At 68.0% G+C, this 14,335-nt stretch carries 15 protein-coding genes; 10 read left to right on the plus strand and 5 right to left on the minus strand.

The window, feature by feature from the left end:
- Positions 1-12: 12 nt before the first annotated feature.
- The 3 genes from pdxH to FHR20_RS12270 are packed head-to-tail and all read left to right on the plus strand — an operon-like array spanning position 13 to position 2,374.
- On the plus strand, positions 13-651 hold the full coding sequence (gene pdxH, locus FHR20_RS12260; protein WP_167299909.1) for a pyridoxamine 5'-phosphate oxidase: 639 nt from the start codon (positions 13-15) through the stop codon (positions 649-651).
- 10 nt (positions 652-661) lie between these two features.
- A complete protein-coding gene (locus FHR20_RS12265; RefSeq protein ID WP_167299910.1) occupies positions 662-1,570 on the plus strand; it encodes a cation diffusion facilitator family transporter in 909 nt (302 codons plus the stop codon).
- A complete protein-coding gene (locus tag FHR20_RS12270) occupies positions 1,571-2,374 on the plus strand; it encodes a PhzF family phenazine biosynthesis protein (protein WP_167299911.1) in 804 nt (267 codons plus the stop codon).
- Between the two features lie 83 nt (positions 2,375-2,457).
- On the opposite strand, the gene FHR20_RS12275 is transcribed toward FHR20_RS12270, so the two are convergent.
- Positions 2,458-2,940 (minus strand): nuclear transport factor 2 family protein, encoded by a 483-nt coding sequence (locus FHR20_RS12275; protein ID WP_167299912.1) that lies wholly within the window; start codon positions 2,938-2,940, stop codon positions 2,458-2,460.
- A 172-nt stretch (positions 2,941-3,112) separates the two neighbouring features.
- Between FHR20_RS12275 and FHR20_RS12280 the strand changes: the two genes are divergently transcribed.
- Entirely contained in the window at positions 3,113-4,003 is an 891-nt protein-coding gene (locus tag FHR20_RS12280; protein ID WP_243857300.1) for an alpha/beta fold hydrolase, read from the plus strand.
- A 193-nt stretch (positions 4,004-4,196) separates the two neighbouring features.
- On the opposite strand, the gene mnmA is transcribed toward FHR20_RS12280, so the two are convergent.
- A complete protein-coding gene (mnmA, locus tag FHR20_RS12285) occupies positions 4,197-5,306 on the minus strand; it encodes a tRNA 2-thiouridine(34) synthase MnmA (RefSeq protein ID WP_167300501.1) in 1,110 nt (369 codons plus the stop codon).
- Positions 5,307-5,496: 190 nt separating this feature from the next.
- Here mnmA and FHR20_RS12290 point away from each other — a divergent pair, with 190 nt between their 5' ends.
- From FHR20_RS12290 to FHR20_RS12300, 3 genes are all read left to right on the plus strand, one after another.
- Entirely contained in the window at positions 5,497-5,691 is a 195-nt protein-coding gene (locus tag FHR20_RS12290) for a hypothetical protein (RefSeq protein WP_306298540.1), read from the plus strand.
- A 104-nt stretch (positions 5,692-5,795) separates the two neighbouring features.
- Positions 5,796-6,095 carry a CtrA inhibitor SciP gene (gene sciP, locus FHR20_RS12295; RefSeq protein ID WP_086127932.1) on the plus strand — a complete coding sequence of 100 codons (300 nt, stop codon included), beginning with the start codon at positions 5,796-5,798 and terminating at the stop codon, positions 6,093-6,095.
- A gap of 181 nt (positions 6,096-6,276) precedes the next feature.
- Entirely contained in the window at positions 6,277-6,531 is a 255-nt protein-coding gene (locus FHR20_RS12300; protein ID WP_086128432.1) for a GlsB/YeaQ/YmgE family stress response membrane protein, read from the plus strand.
- Positions 6,532-6,592: 61 nt separating this feature from the next.
- On the opposite strand, the gene FHR20_RS12305 is transcribed toward FHR20_RS12300, so the two are convergent.
- Positions 6,593-7,315 (minus strand): SIMPL domain-containing protein, encoded by a 723-nt coding sequence (locus FHR20_RS12305; protein WP_167299914.1) that lies wholly within the window; start codon positions 7,313-7,315, stop codon positions 6,593-6,595.
- A gap of 80 nt (positions 7,316-7,395) precedes the next feature.
- Positions 7,396-7,656: a GlsB/YeaQ/YmgE family stress response membrane protein gene (locus tag FHR20_RS12310; protein WP_086127930.1), complete on the minus strand. Its 261-nt coding sequence runs from the start codon at positions 7,654-7,656 to the stop codon at positions 7,396-7,398.
- A gap of 246 nt (positions 7,657-7,902) precedes the next feature.
- On the opposite strand from FHR20_RS12310, the gene FHR20_RS12315 reads away from it, so the two are divergent.
- The 3 genes from FHR20_RS12315 (at position 7,903) to FHR20_RS12325 (ending at position 13,564) form a co-directional block, all read left to right on the plus strand.
- Positions 7,903-9,102: an efflux RND transporter periplasmic adaptor subunit gene (locus FHR20_RS12315; protein WP_380926316.1), complete on the plus strand. Its 1,200-nt coding sequence runs from the start codon at positions 7,903-7,905 to the stop codon at positions 9,100-9,102.
- Positions 9,103-9,114: 12 nt separating this feature from the next.
- On the plus strand, positions 9,115-12,270 hold the full coding sequence (locus FHR20_RS12320) for an efflux RND transporter permease subunit (protein WP_167299916.1): 3,156 nt from the start codon (positions 9,115-9,117) through the stop codon (positions 12,268-12,270).
- 88 nt (positions 12,271-12,358) lie between these two features.
- The gene (locus FHR20_RS12325; RefSeq protein WP_167300502.1) at positions 12,359-13,564 is read left to right on the plus strand and encodes a DUF445 domain-containing protein; all 1,206 of its coding nucleotides are present in this window, start codon (positions 12,359-12,361) and stop codon (positions 13,562-13,564) included.
- A gap of 59 nt (positions 13,565-13,623) precedes the next feature.
- On the opposite strand, the gene FHR20_RS12330 is transcribed toward FHR20_RS12325, so the two are convergent.
- The gene (locus FHR20_RS12330) at positions 13,624-14,295 is read right to left on the minus strand and encodes an HAD family hydrolase (RefSeq protein WP_167299917.1); all 672 of its coding nucleotides are present in this window, start codon (positions 14,293-14,295) and stop codon (positions 13,624-13,626) included.
- Positions 14,296-14,335 lie beyond the last annotated feature (40 nt).

Below are 14,335 nucleotides of genomic sequence, written 5' to 3' on the forward strand. Positions count from 1 at the left end.
GAAGCCGATTCAATGTGCCAGCAAGGGAGTCGTTCCTCGACACCCGTTCGGGGGACGATTAGAGCCCCCTGCATGAGCACCGATCCGTTCGAACTGTTCGACAGCTGGTACCGCGAAGCGCGCGAGAGCGAGCCCAACGACTCGAATGCGATGGTGCTGGCGACGGTGAACGCGGACGGCCAGCCCTCGGCCCGGATGGTGCTGCTCAAGGGGCATGGCCCCGAAGGCTTCGTCTTCTACACCAACCGCGAGAGCCGCAAGGCGCAGGACCTGGACGAGGGCGCGAACGTCGCGCTGCTATTCCACTGGAAGTCGCTCCGCCGCCAGGTCCGCATCGAAGGCAGAGTGGGCTTCGCCACCGATGCAGAGAGCGACGCCTATTTCGCCACCCGCGCCCGCGATTCGCAGCTCGGCGCCTGGGCCTCGGACCAGTCGCGCCCGCTCGATACGCGCGAGACCTTCGAGACCCGTTTCGAGGAAGTGAAGGCCCGCTTCGAAGGCCGGGACGTGCCGCGCCCGCCGCACTGGGGCGGCTACCGCGTCACGCCGCACCGGATCGAATTCTGGCAGGACCGCGCCCACCGCCTGCACGAGCGCCGGCTGTTCGCTCGCGCCGGCCAGGGCTGGTCCGAAGGCCTGCTCTACCCGTGAGCGGCCGGCCATGACCAACCTCGCCCGCCGCGCCGCCATCGCCAGCGTGTGCAGCGCGATCCTGCTCGGCGCGCTCAAGGCCTGGGCTGCGGTCGAGACGGGCTCGGTGGCCGTCCTTGCCAGCCTCGCCGATTCGGTGCTCGACCTGTTCGCCTCGCTGGTCACGCTGGGCGGTGTCCACTGGGCCTCGCAGCCCGCCGACGAAGAGCACCGCTTCGGGCACGGCAAGGCCGAGGCGCTGGCCGCGCTGTTCCAGGTGGTGGTGATCGCCATCTCCGCGCTTGCCATCCTGATGCGCGCGATCACGCGGCTGCAGGGCGGCGACGTCTCCGCCTCGCCCGAATCGGGCATCGCGGTGAGCATGATCGCGATCGTCGTCACGCTCGCGCTCACCCGCTACCAGCAGCATGTCATCAACCGGACCGGATCGGTCGCCATCGGGGCCGACCGGATCCACTATACGTCCGACCTGCTGCTCAATGGCGCGGTGATCGTCGCGCTGGTGCTCGATGCCTGGGGCATGGTCGGCGCCGATCCGGTGTTCGGCATCGCCATCGCCTTCTGGCTGCTGTTCGGCGCCTGGCGCGCCAGCGAGGCGGCGATCGACCAGCTGATGGACAAGGAATGGCCGGAGGAGAAGCGCCGTGCCTTTGTCGAAGTCGCCGCGCGCCACCCCGCGCTCAAGAGCCTGCACGACTTGCGTACCCGCAGCAGCGGCGCCGCCGACTTCGTCCAGTTCCACATATCGATGAACCCGGCGATGACGATCCAGCAGGCGCATGACGTGGTCGAAGCGCTGGAGAAGGAGCTGGGCGCGGCCTTTCCGGGCACCGAGATCCTGATCCATGTCGATCCCGAAGGCCATTGCGACGCCCCCGAGAACCCGATGATCGAAGCCAATTTGCTGAAGGATAGCTGAGTGAACCTGCCTTTCGCCCAGATCGACGCCTTTGCCGACCGCCCCTTCACCGGCAATCCCGCCGCGGTCATGCCGCTGCGCGAATGGCTGGCGGATGCGGTGCTCCAGCAGATCGCGGAGGAGAACAACCTCTCCGAGACCGCCTTCCTCCTGCCCGATGCCAGCGGCGCGGCCGATTTCGAGCTGCGCTGGTTCACGCCCGCCGTCGAAGTCGCGCTCTGCGGCCATGCGACGCTGGCGAGCGGGCATTTCGTCCTTTCCGCCGAGCCGGCGCGCGATCGCGTCACCTTCCGCACCCGCAGGGCCGGCATTCTCGAAGTGCGCCGCGACGAAGCCGCCGGCGGCTCCGGCTATGCGATGGCCCTGCCCGCCTATCCGCCCGAGCCCGCCGAGGTGCCCGGCCTGCTCGCCGCGCTCGGCGTCGGGCTCGCCGAGACGCTGCGCCATCCCAACGGCTATGACCTGACCGTGCTGGAAAGCGCCGAGGCGGTACTGGCGCTGCGCCCCGATTTCCCGGCGCTCGCCGCGATCGGCGACACGCTCAACATCGTGACGGCGCCGGGCACCGACACCGACGTGATCAGCCGCGTCTTCGCGCCGGCCGCGGGCATCGACGAGGATCCGGTCACCGGATCGGCGCATTCGGTGCTCGCGCCCTATTGGGCGAAGCGCCTCGGTCGCGACACGTTCAGCGCCTTCCAGGCCTCGAAGCGCGGCGGCCATCTCGCCTGCGGGCTGGCCGGGGACCGGGTGATCCTGGGCGGCAAATGCGCGACGGTGATCATGGGAGAATTCGCGCTTTAGGGTGAGAACCCAAGCAAGTATTTGATCCTTCATCGTCATCCCGGGGCTCAAGGCCGGGATGACGGCCATGGAGGCTATCGGCGTCAGTCCACCGCCCGATGCGCGTAGCTGAGGATCCGCGCTACCCGCCAGCCGTCCGGCGCCTTCTTCCACAGCTGGACGAAATGCGCGCGGCCCACCAGCTTCTCCGGCCCGTCGCCGTGCCGCTCGTAGAAGAAATGGTCGCCTTCCTCGATCGCGCCATAGCCCGGCACCGGGTCGACGCGCAGCGACGCGGGCAGCAATGCCCGGCGGCTGCGCCAGGCGCCGGGCGCCTTCCGGGCCTCGCATTGCTTGGCATAGAGCGCCACGAACGCTGCGCCGCTGGTCGCCACCACGCCGTCCTTGTCGTGATACATCTCGAAATCGGGCGTCACCAGCGATGTCAGCCGGGCGGGGTCGCAACGCTCGAAGAACGTGTCGAACAGCGCGGCATCGGCGGCCTTCACTTCGGCGAGCAGCGCGGAATCCGGGGAAGCGGGCGCGGACTGGGGAACGAGCAGCACGAGTGCGGCGGCCAGGAACATGCATTTCTCCCTTGTGTGTCACCCATATAACACACAACATCCCGCCTGCGCAAAGCGCCGGCGCCGGGGAGCAGCCGGCGGGATTGGCGTGCGGATCGTTTCGGAGTCATCATCGCGGCCCGGGCGAATCATCGTCCCTCTGCGGAGGAGAAATGCGATGTGGAAATTTGGCTTGGCAGCTCTGGCGCTTGCATGCGCCATGCCGGCGGCGGCGCAGGTGGCGCCCTATCCCGCCGAATTCAGCACGCGGGAAATCGCGACCAACGGCACCACCCTCCATGTCCGCGTCGGCGGCAGCGGACCGGCAGTGCTGCTGCTGCACGGCTATGGCGAGACCGGCGACATGTGGGAGCCGCTGGCCGCACGGCTGGTGCGCAACCGCCGGGTGATCGTCCCCGATCTGCGCGGCCTGGGCCTCTCGGCCAAGCCCGCGGGCGGCTATGACAAGAAGACCCAGGCGGAGGATGTGGCGGGCGTGCTCGCCGCACTCGGCGTCGACCGGGTGGACGTGGTGGCGCACGATATCGGCAACATGGTCGGCTATGCCTTCGTCGCCCGCTATCCGGCGCGCGTCCCGCATTTCGTGCTGATGGACGCGCCGATCCCCGGCATCGGCCCCTGGGAGGAGATCCTCAAGAACCCGCTGCTCTGGCATTTCCGTTTCGGCGGACCGGACATGGAGCGCCTCGTCGCCGGGCGCGAGCGCATCTATCTGGATCGCTTCTGGAACGAATTCTCGGCCGATCCGGCAAGGTTCGACGAGGCTTCGCGCGTCCATTATGCCGCGCTCTACGCGCTGCCGGGCGCAATGCATGCCGGGTTCAGCCAGTTCGCCGCGTTCGACCAGGACGCGATCGACGACCGGGCGCTGCTCGCCCGCGGCAAGCTGACCATGCCGGTGCTGGCGATCGGCGGGGAGAAGTCGTTCGGGCCGACCATGGCAACGGTGGCGCGCGCCGCGGCGGCGAACGTGACCCAGGTGGTGATACCGGCATCGGGCCATTGGCTGATGGAGGAACAGCCCGAAGCCACTTCGGACGCGATCGTGGCGTTCCTGAAATAGGCTGGCGCCTGTCCCCCGGAAGGCCTGTCCCTTGGAAGGATTGTCCGGCAACCGTCCTCCCCGCACAGGCGGGGACCCGGGGTTTCCTTGCCGTATCGCCCGCGACTCCGGATCCCCGCCTGCGCGGGGATGACGAAGAAGGGGTAATTATTCCAGCGAGATGCGCCTCAAATGGGGCGGGGCGCCGCGCGGCTCAGGCCGGGAGCAGCTCGGCCCGCTCCGTCTCGGCGATCCAGCCGCCGCCCAGCACGCGATCGCCCGCATAGAGCACGGCGGCCTGGCCGGGCGCGACGCCATATTCGGGGGCCTCGAACGCGACCCGGTCGCCCTCCAGCCGTGCCGGCACCGGCTTGGCGAGGCTGCGCACCTTGGCGGTAAGCGGCCCGGCATGATCGCCGCCCAGCCAGTTGATCCCCTCGATCCGCGCCGCGCGCACCGCCAGCGCCCGCTTGGGGCCGACGACGACCTGGCGGGTCTCGGGATCGAGGCGCAGGACATAATAGGGTTCGGGCGCGCCGCCGATCTCGAGCCCGCGGCGCTGGCCGACGGTGAAATGGATCAGCCCCCGGTGCCGCCCCAGCAGCTTGCCGGCTTCGTCGACGATATCGCCGCCCGCCTCCGCCTCGGGACGCAGCTTCTTCACCAGGCTGGCATAGTCGCCATCGGGAACGAAGCAGATGTCCTGGCTGTCGGGCTTGGCGGCGACGCCCAGGCCCAGTTCGGCGGCGAGTTCGCGCACCTGCGGCTTGGGCATGCCGCCCAGCGGAAAGCGCAGGAAATCGAGCTGCGCCGCCGTGGTCGCGAACAGGAAATAGCTCTGGTCGCGCGCCGGATCGTGCGCGCGGTGCAGCTCGGCGCCCTGCGGCCCCATGACGCGACGGACATAATGGCCGGTGGCGAGGCAATCGGCGCCAAGGTCGCGGGCGAGCGCGAACAGATCGGTGAACTTGGGCCCCATATTGCACTTCACGCAGGGTATCGGGGTGCGGCCGGCAAGATATTCGTCGGCGAAATCGTCGATCACGTCGGTCTTGAAGCGCGAGGCGTGGTCGAAGACATAGTGCGCGATCCCCAGCCGGTCGCACACCGCCCGCGCGTCGCGGATGTCGCGGCCGGCGCAGCAGGAGCCGGCGCGGCCCACCGCCTCGCCATGGTCGTAGAGCTGGAGCGTCACGCCGATCGTCTCGGCGCCGGTGGCCGCGGCGAGCGCGGCGACGACGGAGGAATCGACGCCCCCGGACATGGCGACGACGATGCGCCTGGCCTTGAGCGGCGCTTCGAGCTGGAAGTCTCCTGCGATCATGATCGCGCGCATTTAGGCGTTCGCGGGGCGGCGCGCCACCCCGGTGGGATTCCGGTAACGCTGGTTAAGCGCGCGTTTTCACCTGCTTTACGGACCCTTCAAGACTTTGGGCTAGAACGCCTCATCCGAAATCGACCTGTCGGATGGGTAAGAGAGCGTGGACCTGAGTTTCGCCAGACTGGAACGCGATGTGGCCATCACGGCCATGCCGACCGAACTGGCGGTATTGCTGGTCGGCGTGGCGGCGCGCCAGGCGGCGAGCCCCACGGCACGCGCGCAGGCCCGGCTGGCGCTGATCGCGCCGGTCGAGCAGCTGCTCGCACCCGCGCACGGGGCGTTTCACCGCCTTGCGGCGCGTGCGCTCGCCCGGCGGCAGGAAGAATGAAGATCGAATTTACCGAGGCGATTTAGCCGATGTTCAAAAGCAGCGAATATCGGTCGTTCGTAGAGTTTGCGTAGCGGGGGCCCCCCGCCCCGAAAGGCGAGTAGATGATTGAGAATCAAAAGATCCGTCCGGCGAAAGTGATTGGCCCGCTCGGCGAGCCGCTTACGCTCGAGACGCTTCCCCCGCCCGAGACGACCCGCTGGGTCGTGCGCCGCAAGGCAGAGGTGGTGGCGGCCGTGAACGGCGGCCTGCTCAGCGTCGACGAGGTTTGCGAACGCTATGGCCTCACCGTCGAGGAATTCGCGGGCTGGCAGCGCGCGATCGACCGCTCGGGCATGCCCGGCCTGCGGGTGACCCGCATCCAGCACTATCGCTCGCTCTACGAGCGCCAGCAGAAATACTGAGCACCTCCCTCAAGGCGCAATATCGGCCCGTTCCCGGCTTGCCGGGACGGGCCGTTTTCTTTCCGGAGCTCGCGGAAAAGTTCCGGACCGGCCGAAAATTTCGGTACGGAACCAACATGACCGTCCACTCATTTTTGTTTCGTCGCCCGATCATCGGGCCGAAACAACGGAGGGACTTATGGTGGGTCTTATCGTTTGGCTGGTCATCGGCGGCGTCGTCGGCTGGCTCGCCAGCATCGTGATGCGCACCGATGCCCAGCAGGGCATCTTTCTGAACGTGATCGTCGGGATCGTCGGCGCCTTTATCGGCGGCTGGCTGTTCGGCGGCGGCGGCATCAACGGCGCCATCACGCCGACGACGTTCCTGGTGTCGCTGGTCGGCGCGATCGTCCTGCTCGCGCTGGTCAACCTGGTCCGCCGCGGCTCGCTGCGCTGAACTCCGGCGACCGCAGGCAAAAGGGGCCGCCCCGCGAGGGACGGCCCCTTTTCATGTCCGGTTACTTGAGCAGGAAGCGCACGGTGACGGTGACGTTGAGCTCGCGCTCGCCCGCCGCCACTTCGGTCTTGTCCGCCATCGGCGCCGCGGCGGCGCGCATCATCATCACGGGCATCGGCGGATTGGGCAGCGCCCCGCCCTCCGAGATCGCCAGGATGCGGTCGACCTTGAGCCCCGCCGCCCGGGCATAGAGCTCGGCCCGTGCCCGCGCCTTCGTCACTGCGTCCACCCGCGCCTCGTCGAGCGCGCCCTCGGGCTTGTCGACCGTCAGCTCGGGACCCGAGATGTTGTTGGCGCCCTCGCGCACCAGCGTGTCGAGGATCGTGCCGCTCCTGGCCACGTCGCGGAAGCGGACCGAGACCTGGTTCGAGGCCTGATAGCCGGTGATCACCGGCGGCTCGTTCTGCGCATAGCGATATTGCGGCGCGAGGCCGATCGTCGCGGTCTGGATGTCGCGCTCGGCGACGCCGGCCTTGCGCAGCGCGGCCAGCACCCTGGTCATCTGCGCGCTGTTCTGCTGCATCGCCTCGGCAGCGGTCGCCGCCTGGGTGACGACACCCGCCTGGATCACCGCCAGATCGGGCACCCTGGTGCTGATCCCGGTGGCGCTCACGTCGAGCACCGTGCCGTCGAGCAGCACGGGGCGCATTTCCTGCTGCGCGGCAGCCGGCAGCGCCGCAGCCGTGAGCAGCGCGGCGGAAGTGGCAAGAACAGTCCGAATCATTCGATACGCTCCAAAAACGATTTGTCCCGCGCCCGGCTTGCCGCACGCGGGACAAATGGAAGCTGAACGGAAAAAGGCCCTCAGACCCGGCGGACCATCACCAGCCGGTACAGCGCCAGCAGCACCACCGAGCCGGCAGTCGCCGCGGCATAGGCCTGCCAGGTGCTGTCGCGCACGTCGAGGCCGAGCATCGGCGTCAGGTAAAAAGCCAGCAGCGCGCCGGCGATACCGATCAGGATCGTGACGATCACGCCGCCGGGGTCCTTGCCCGGCATGATCAGCTTGCCAAGCGCTCCGGCAACGAGGCCGATGAGCAGCCACCCAATAATCCCATGAGGCATTGAATCCCTCCTCGATTCGGTCCGTCTCCCCCGGACCGCGCGCGAACGTCGCGCCGTAACGCCGCCAATGCAACCGTTTCTTGTCGGAAATGGTTCGGGAAACATTCCGGATACTTGCGAAAAAAGACCGAAACGGGCATTTGCCCGCGCCAAGCGAAACGGCTCTTGTGGCTGGTGCCTTATTCATCTAATACAGTGCGACCTCATTGGGGGCAGCGGCCATTCGGCCGGATCGGAATGTCGCACATTAATTACGAGGCAGGGATGTTCGGACGACGGGAGCGGCTGGAATATAGTGGTGAGGAAGCGCCGAAGTCGCGGCGCTGGCTGTGGATCACGCTGGCCCTGGTGGTGGTGATCGGCATCGCCGCCTATTTCATGATGGGCAAGCAGGACGGCGCCGCCACCAAGGCGGCCGCGGGCAAGGGCGGTGCGCAACAGGCCAACCAGTCCCAGATCCCCACCGTCACCATCGCCATTCCCGGCCGCCAGTCGGTCCAGACGGTGATCAGCGGCACCGGCAGCCTCGCCGCCAAGCGCGAGATGCCGGTGGGCGTGGTCGGCGAAGGCGGCCTCGTCACGCGCGTGCTCGTCGAGCCGGGCACCTGGGTCGCCAAGGGCCAGGTCCTCGCCACCGTCGATCGCTCGGTCCAGGTGCAGACCGCCGATTCGCTCGCCGCCTCCGTGCGCGTCTCGGAAGCCGATGCCAAGCTTGCCCAGGCGAACCTCGATCGCGCGAAGGGCCTCGTCTCGAACGGCTTCGTCTCCAAGGCCGATATCGACCGGCTGACCGCCGCGCGCGACCAGGCCTCCGCCCGCGTCCGCGTCTCCCGCGCCCAGCTCGCCGAGACCCAGGCGCGCAATCACCGGCTCGACATCCGCGCGCCGGAAGCCGGCCTGGTGCTCACGCGCCAGGTCGAGCCGGGCCAGATCGTCAGCGGCGGCTCGGGCGTGCTCTTCCGCATGGCGATGGGCGGCCAGATGGAGCTGCGCGCGCAGCTTGCCGAGGCGGATCTCCTGCGCACCCATGTCGGCTCGACCGCGCAGGTCACGCCGACCGGCAGCACCCAGGTGTTCAGCGGCACGGTGTGGCAGGTCTCGCCGGTGATCGATCCGAGCACCCGCCAGGGCATCGCCCGCATCCAGCTCAGCTATGATCCGGCGCTCCGCCCGGGCGGATTCGCCAGCACGCAGATCATCACCGGCGCGAAGGATGCGGTGATCCTGCCCCAGTCCGCGATCCAGACCGACGCGCAGGGCAATTACGTCTATACGCTCGATGCCAAGGATCAGGCCGTCCGCACGCCGGTCGTCACCGGCGAGGTGACCGATGCGGGCGTCTCGATCGCCCAAGGCCTGGCCGGCAGCGAGCGCGTGGTGCTCACGGCGGGCGCGTTCCTGAATCCGGGGCAGAAGGTCATCCCCCAGCTCCTCAAGAAGCAGTAAGGGACGTAGGTCATGAGCTTCCGGAACATCTCCGCCTGGGCGATCCGGAACCCGGTTCCGCCGATCGTCCTCTTCCTGTTCCTCACGGTGGCTGGCCTCGTCAGCTTCAACCGGATGGACGTGAACAACAATCCGGACATCGACTTCCCGATCGTCTGGATCTCGATCAGCCAGCCGGGCGCCGCGCCGAGCGAGCTCGAGACGCAGATCACCCAGCAGGTGGAAAGCGCCGTGCGCAGCCTGCAGGGCATCGACGAGATCAACTCGACGGTGACCGAGGGCAATTCGCAGACCGTCGTGCAGCTGGCGATCGGCACGCCGATCGATCGCGCGGTGGAGGATGTGCGCAGCGCGATCCAGCAGGTTCGCGGCAACTTGCCCGACGGCATCCTGGAGCCGCAGATCGGCCGCGTCGATTCGGCCAGCGACAACGACATCGCCAGCTTCACTGCGATCGCGCCCGACATGACGGTCGAGCAGCTGAGCTGGTACATCGACAATACGGTCGCCAAGAGCCTGCTCTCGATCGAGGGCATGTCGGCGGTGAACCGCAATGGCGGCGTCAACCGCGAGATCCGCGTCCAGCTCGATCCGGCCAGGCTCCAGTCCTATGGCCTCACCGCCAGCCAGGTGAACCAGCAGCTGCGCCAGGTGAACATGAACGCGGCGGGCGGGCGCGCCGAGATTTCCGGCTATGAGCAGTCGGTCCGCGTGCTCGGCAACGCCAAGGACGCCTATTCGCTGGGTCAGACCCAGATCGCGCTCGGCGGCGGCCGCACCGTACGCCTCGCCGACATCGCCAGCGTGACCGACAGCTATGCCGAGCTGCGCAGCGCGGCCCGGTTCAACGGCCATGCCGTGATCTCGTTCGACATCCAGCGCGCCAAGGGCGCCTCGGACGTGACGATCTATCACGAGGCCCAGAAGAAGCTGAAGCAGCTCGAGAAGAACAACGACAAGGTTCATTTCGAGCTGCTGGCCAATTGGAGCAAATACGCCGAGCAGCAATATGATTCGGCGATGGAAGCGATGATCGAGGGCGCCGTGCTCGCCGTCATCGTGGTGCTGATCTTCCTGCGCGACTGGCGCGCCACCGTCATCTCGGCGCTCGCCATCCCGCTCTCGTCGATCCCGGCCTTCTGGTTCATGGACCTGCTGGGCTTCACGCTGAACCAGATGACCCTGCTGGCGCTTTCGCTGGTGGCGGGCGTGCTGGTCGACGACGCGATCGTGGAGATCGAGAACATCGTCCGGCACATGCGCATGGGCAAATCGGCCTATCAGGCATCGATCGACGCGGCCGACGAGATCGGCATCGCGGTGCTCGCCACCACCATGTCGATCGTCGCGGTGTTCCTCCCCGTCGGCCTGATGCCGGGCATCTCGGGCCAGTTCTTCAAGAATTTCGGCCTCACGGTCGTCGCCTCGGTGCTGATGAGCCTTGCCGTGGCACGCCTCGTAACGCCGATGATCGCCGCCTATTTCCTCAAGGCCAAGGGCCATGCGTCGCACGGCGAAGGCCTGATCATGGATGCCTATGTGAAGCTGCTGCGCTGGACGCTGCGGCATCGCTGGTCGGCGATCCTCGGCTTCTTCCTGTCGCTGGTCATGACCGTGGCCTTCTTCTTCATCCTGCCGATGACCTTCCAGCCGACGCAGGACGAGGACCAGGTGAGCGTCAATGTCGAGATGGTGCCGGGCACCACGCTGGAGCAGACCGATCGCGTCGTCCGCCAGGTCGCCGAACGGCTGCGCACCGAGCCGAACGTGGAGAATCTCTACGAGCGCGCCGGTGTCGGCAACGGCCGCGTGCTGGTCATCTTCAAGGAGAAGCGCACCGAGACAAGCGACCAGTTCACGCGCCGCCTCGCGCCCGACCTGCTCAAGATCCCCGATGCGCGAGTGGGCTTCCGCGCCCAGGGCGGCTGGGGATCGAGCGGCCGCGCGCTGACCATCACGCTGGGCGGCGAGGATCCCGCGCTGCTCACCAAGACCGCGCTCACGCTGGTCGCGCAGATGTCGAAGATGCCCGAACTCGTGGCGCCGCGCATCGCGGGCGACCTCAACCGGCCGGAAATCGTGATCAAGCCGCGGCTCGACCTGGCGGCGAATCTCGGCGTCACCACGGCGGCGCTCTCGAGCGCGATCCGCATCGCGACGCTGGGCGACATCGACCAGAACAGCGCGAAATTCTCGCTGACGGATCGCCAGATCCCGATCCGGGTGGCGCTGCAGGAAAATGCCCGCGCCAAGCTCGACACGATCAAGAACCTGCCGGTGCAGACGCAGAATGGCGGTTCGGTCCAGCTCGGCACGGTGGCCGACATCGCCTTCGGCACCGGCCCGACCAAGATCGAGCGGCTGAACCTGCAGCGGCGTGTCGTCGTCGGCGCCGACCTGGCGACCGATCCCAAGACGGGCAAGGCCGTGGTCTCGGGCGTCGCGCAGCAGAAGATCCACGAACTGCCGATCATGAAGAACCTGCCGATCGGCGTGGCGGAGATGACCGTGGGCCAGGCCAAGTGGCAGGGCGAGATGGTGAAGAACTTCGTCATCGCGCTGATGTCGGGCGTGTTCCTGGTCTTCGCGGTGCTGGTGCTGCTCTATCGCCGCTTCATGTCGCCGCTGGTGAACATGGGCTCGCTGCTCAATGCGCCGCTGGGCGGGCTGATCGCGCTGTGGATCGCCGGCCAGCCGATCTCGATGCCGGTGCTGATCGGCGCGCTGATGCTGTTCGGCATCGTCGCCAAGAACTCGATCCTGCTCGTCGACTTCGCGCTGGAGGAGATGGCCAAGGGCGTCGACAAGTTCACCGCGATCGTCGACGCCGGGCACAAGCGTGCCCAACCGATCGTGATGACCACGGTGGCGATGGTCGCCGGCATGATCCCGACTGCGATCTCCCTCAGCGGCGACAGCTCGTGGCGCGCGCCGATGGGCATCACCGTGATCGGCGGCCTGATCCTGTCGACGGTGCTCACGCTGGTGATGGTGCCCGCGCTGTTCAGCCTCGCGGTCGGGCTCGAGCAATGGCTCGGACCGCGGCTGTCGCGCCGCCTGCTCACCTTCAAGCCGGGCGACGATGGCAGCCGCGTCATCGGCCATGGCCATGGCGGCGGGACGATCGAACACAAGCCGGGGGACGATTCGCCGCAGCCCGCGGAGTGAACTTGATCCCGTCTGATGTATTGGGGAGTGCGTGACCATGTTGCGCGCTCCCCTTTCGTCTGAGCCTGCCCCTGCCGGCCTTCGCCGGATGCGGCTGGTCGCGACCGGCCTGCTGGTGGCGATGGCCGTCCTCTTCCTGCTCACGCGCGCCTTCGATCATCTCCATCCGGCGATCGGCTATGTCCGCGCCTTTGCCGAGGCGGCGATGGTCGGCGGACTGGCCGACTGGTTCGCAGTGACGGCGCTGTTCCGCCACCCGCTCCGCCTGCCGATTCCCCACACCGCGATCATTCCGCGCAACAAGGACCGGATCGCAAGCACCCTCGCCCAGTTCCTGCGCGACAATTTCCTCACGCCCAAGGTGGTGGCCCGGCGGATGCAGCGGCTCGACGTGGCGGGCGCGGCCGGGCGCTGGCTCGCCAATCCGGTGCACGCCGATGGCCGGATCGGGCGCAGCGCCGGGCGCCTGGCCGCCGATTTCCTCGAATCGCTCGACCAGGAGCGGCTGGGCGGCATGGCCAAGGGCGCGATCGCCGCCCGGCTGCGCGCCATCGACGTGGCGCCCCTGTTCGGCCAGGCGCTGGGCGCCGCCATCGCCAATGGCCGGCATTTGCCGCTGCTCGACGGCATGATCCGCTGGGCGGCCAAGGTGCTCGACGCCAACGAGCACATGATCCGCGAGATGGTCCATAGCCGCGCCGGCGCGGTCATGCGCTGGACCGGGCTCGACGAGACGCTGGCCAACAAGATCATCGAGGGGCTCGACAAGCTGCTCGGCGAAATGGCCGAGGATCCGGGCCATCCGCTCCGCGCCAAGGCCGAGGAAGGGCTGGAGCGGCTCGCACATGACCTGCAGCACAAGCCCGAGCTGCGCGACAAGGTGGAGGCGTTCAAGCTCGAGATGCTCGAGAACCAGGCCTTCCAGCGCTGGATCGACGGGCTGTGGGAGACGAGCCGCGCCGCGCTGCTCCGCCTCGCCCGCGATCCCGGCAAGGCGCTTGGCGGCCGGATGGGCGAGACGCTGCGCCAGTTCGGCGTCACGCTGCAGCAGGACCGCAAGCTCGCCGAGACGATCAACCGCTTCGCCCGGCGCAGCGCGGTCGGCGCGGCGGCCGACTATGGCGACGGCATCGTCCGCCTCGTTTCCGACACGATCAAGGGCTGGGACGCGCGGACGATCACCGGCCGGCTGGAGAATGCCGTCGGCCGCGACCTCCAATATATCCGGATCAACGGCACCCTGGTGGGCGGCCTGGTCGGCGTCCTCATCCACACGATCGACGCGCTTCTATGAGTGCCGCGCCCTTGCCCGGCATGCCCCGAACCCGGTCCGGCCGGAGCCCGGCTGCGGGACTATCGCCAGTCGAGCAGCGGCCAGCCCCTTTCCGCGGCGAGCCTGCGCAGCGGCCCATGCGCGTTGACGGCGAACCCCTCATCCGCCCAGCCGAGCAGGGGGGCATCCGAGACATGGTCCGAATAGGCGCGGACATGCGCGCCGCCCCGCGCGATTCCCTGTGCCGCCATCCAGCCCTCGATCCGGCGGAGCTTTGCGGGCCCGTAACAGTTATCCCCTTCGATCAGGGAGAGAATCCGGCCTTGCCCATCGCGCTTCGCCTCGGTTGCGATCACGTCGTCAAAGCCCAGCAGGCGCCCGATCGCCGCGGCATAATAGCCGTGCGAGGCCGTCGCCATGACGAGGCGATAGCCCGCCGCACGATCCGCCGCGATCTGGGCACGTGCGCCCTGCAACACGCCATGCACCGCCTCGTGCGCCGCGAACGCCTGCGCCACCCGGGCCATTTCGTCGGCGGACAATGCGCCGCCGAGCAACAGCCGCTGCGAGAATTGCTTGAGGCCGGCGCGATCGATCAGCTTGAGCAGATAGCCGATCCCGGCCACCCCCACCGCCGGGAACAGCGCCAGCCGCCAGGGTGCGCGGGACCGGGCCGCCATGGCCAGGAAGCGCGTCCAGGTCGGCGCCGCGGTGATGGTCTTGTCCATGTCGTAGATTGCGAGAAACTGCATTGAAGCATCTACGAGCGGCAACGCTTGCCGATCCAGTCCG

It is taken from the genome of Sphingomonas leidyi, assembly GCF_011761945.1.
GTDB lineage: Bacteria > Pseudomonadota > Alphaproteobacteria > Sphingomonadales > Sphingomonadaceae > Sphingomonas > Sphingomonas leidyi.

What these genes read in the sequence shown, in the direction of transcription:
- FHR20_RS12330 (WP_167299917.1), bottom strand. Translation starts at nt 14,295, where the DNA reads ATGCAGTTTCTCGCAATCTACGACATGGACAAGACCATCACCGCGGCG.
- pdxH (WP_167299909.1), top strand. Translation starts at nt 13, where the DNA reads ATGTGCCAGCAAGGGAGTCGTTCCTCGACACCCGTTCGGGGGACGATT.
- FHR20_RS12265 (WP_167299910.1), top strand. Translation starts at nt 662, where the DNA reads ATGACCAACCTCGCCCGCCGCGCCGCCATCGCCAGCGTGTGCAGCGCG.
- FHR20_RS12310 (WP_086127930.1), bottom strand. Translation starts at nt 7,656, where the DNA reads ATGCCTCATGGGATTATTGGGTGGCTGCTCATCGGCCTCGTTGCCGGA.
- FHR20_RS12275 (WP_167299912.1), bottom strand. Translation starts at nt 2,940, where the DNA reads ATGTTCCTGGCCGCCGCACTCGTGCTGCTCGTTCCCCAGTCCGCGCCC.
- FHR20_RS12305 (WP_167299914.1), bottom strand. Translation starts at nt 7,315, where the DNA reads ATGATTCGGACTGTTCTTGCCACTTCCGCCGCGCTGCTCACGGCTGCG.
- FHR20_RS12320 (WP_167299916.1), top strand. Translation starts at nt 9,115, where the DNA reads ATGAGCTTCCGGAACATCTCCGCCTGGGCGATCCGGAACCCGGTTCCG.
- sciP (WP_086127932.1), top strand. Translation starts at nt 5,796, where the DNA reads ATGATTGAGAATCAAAAGATCCGTCCGGCGAAAGTGATTGGCCCGCTC.
- mnmA (WP_167300501.1), bottom strand. Translation starts at nt 5,306, where the DNA reads ATGATCGCAGGAGACTTCCAGCTCGAAGCGCCGCTCAAGGCCAGGCGC.
- FHR20_RS12325 (WP_167300502.1), top strand. Translation starts at nt 12,359, where the DNA reads ATGCGGCTGGTCGCGACCGGCCTGCTGGTGGCGATGGCCGTCCTCTTC.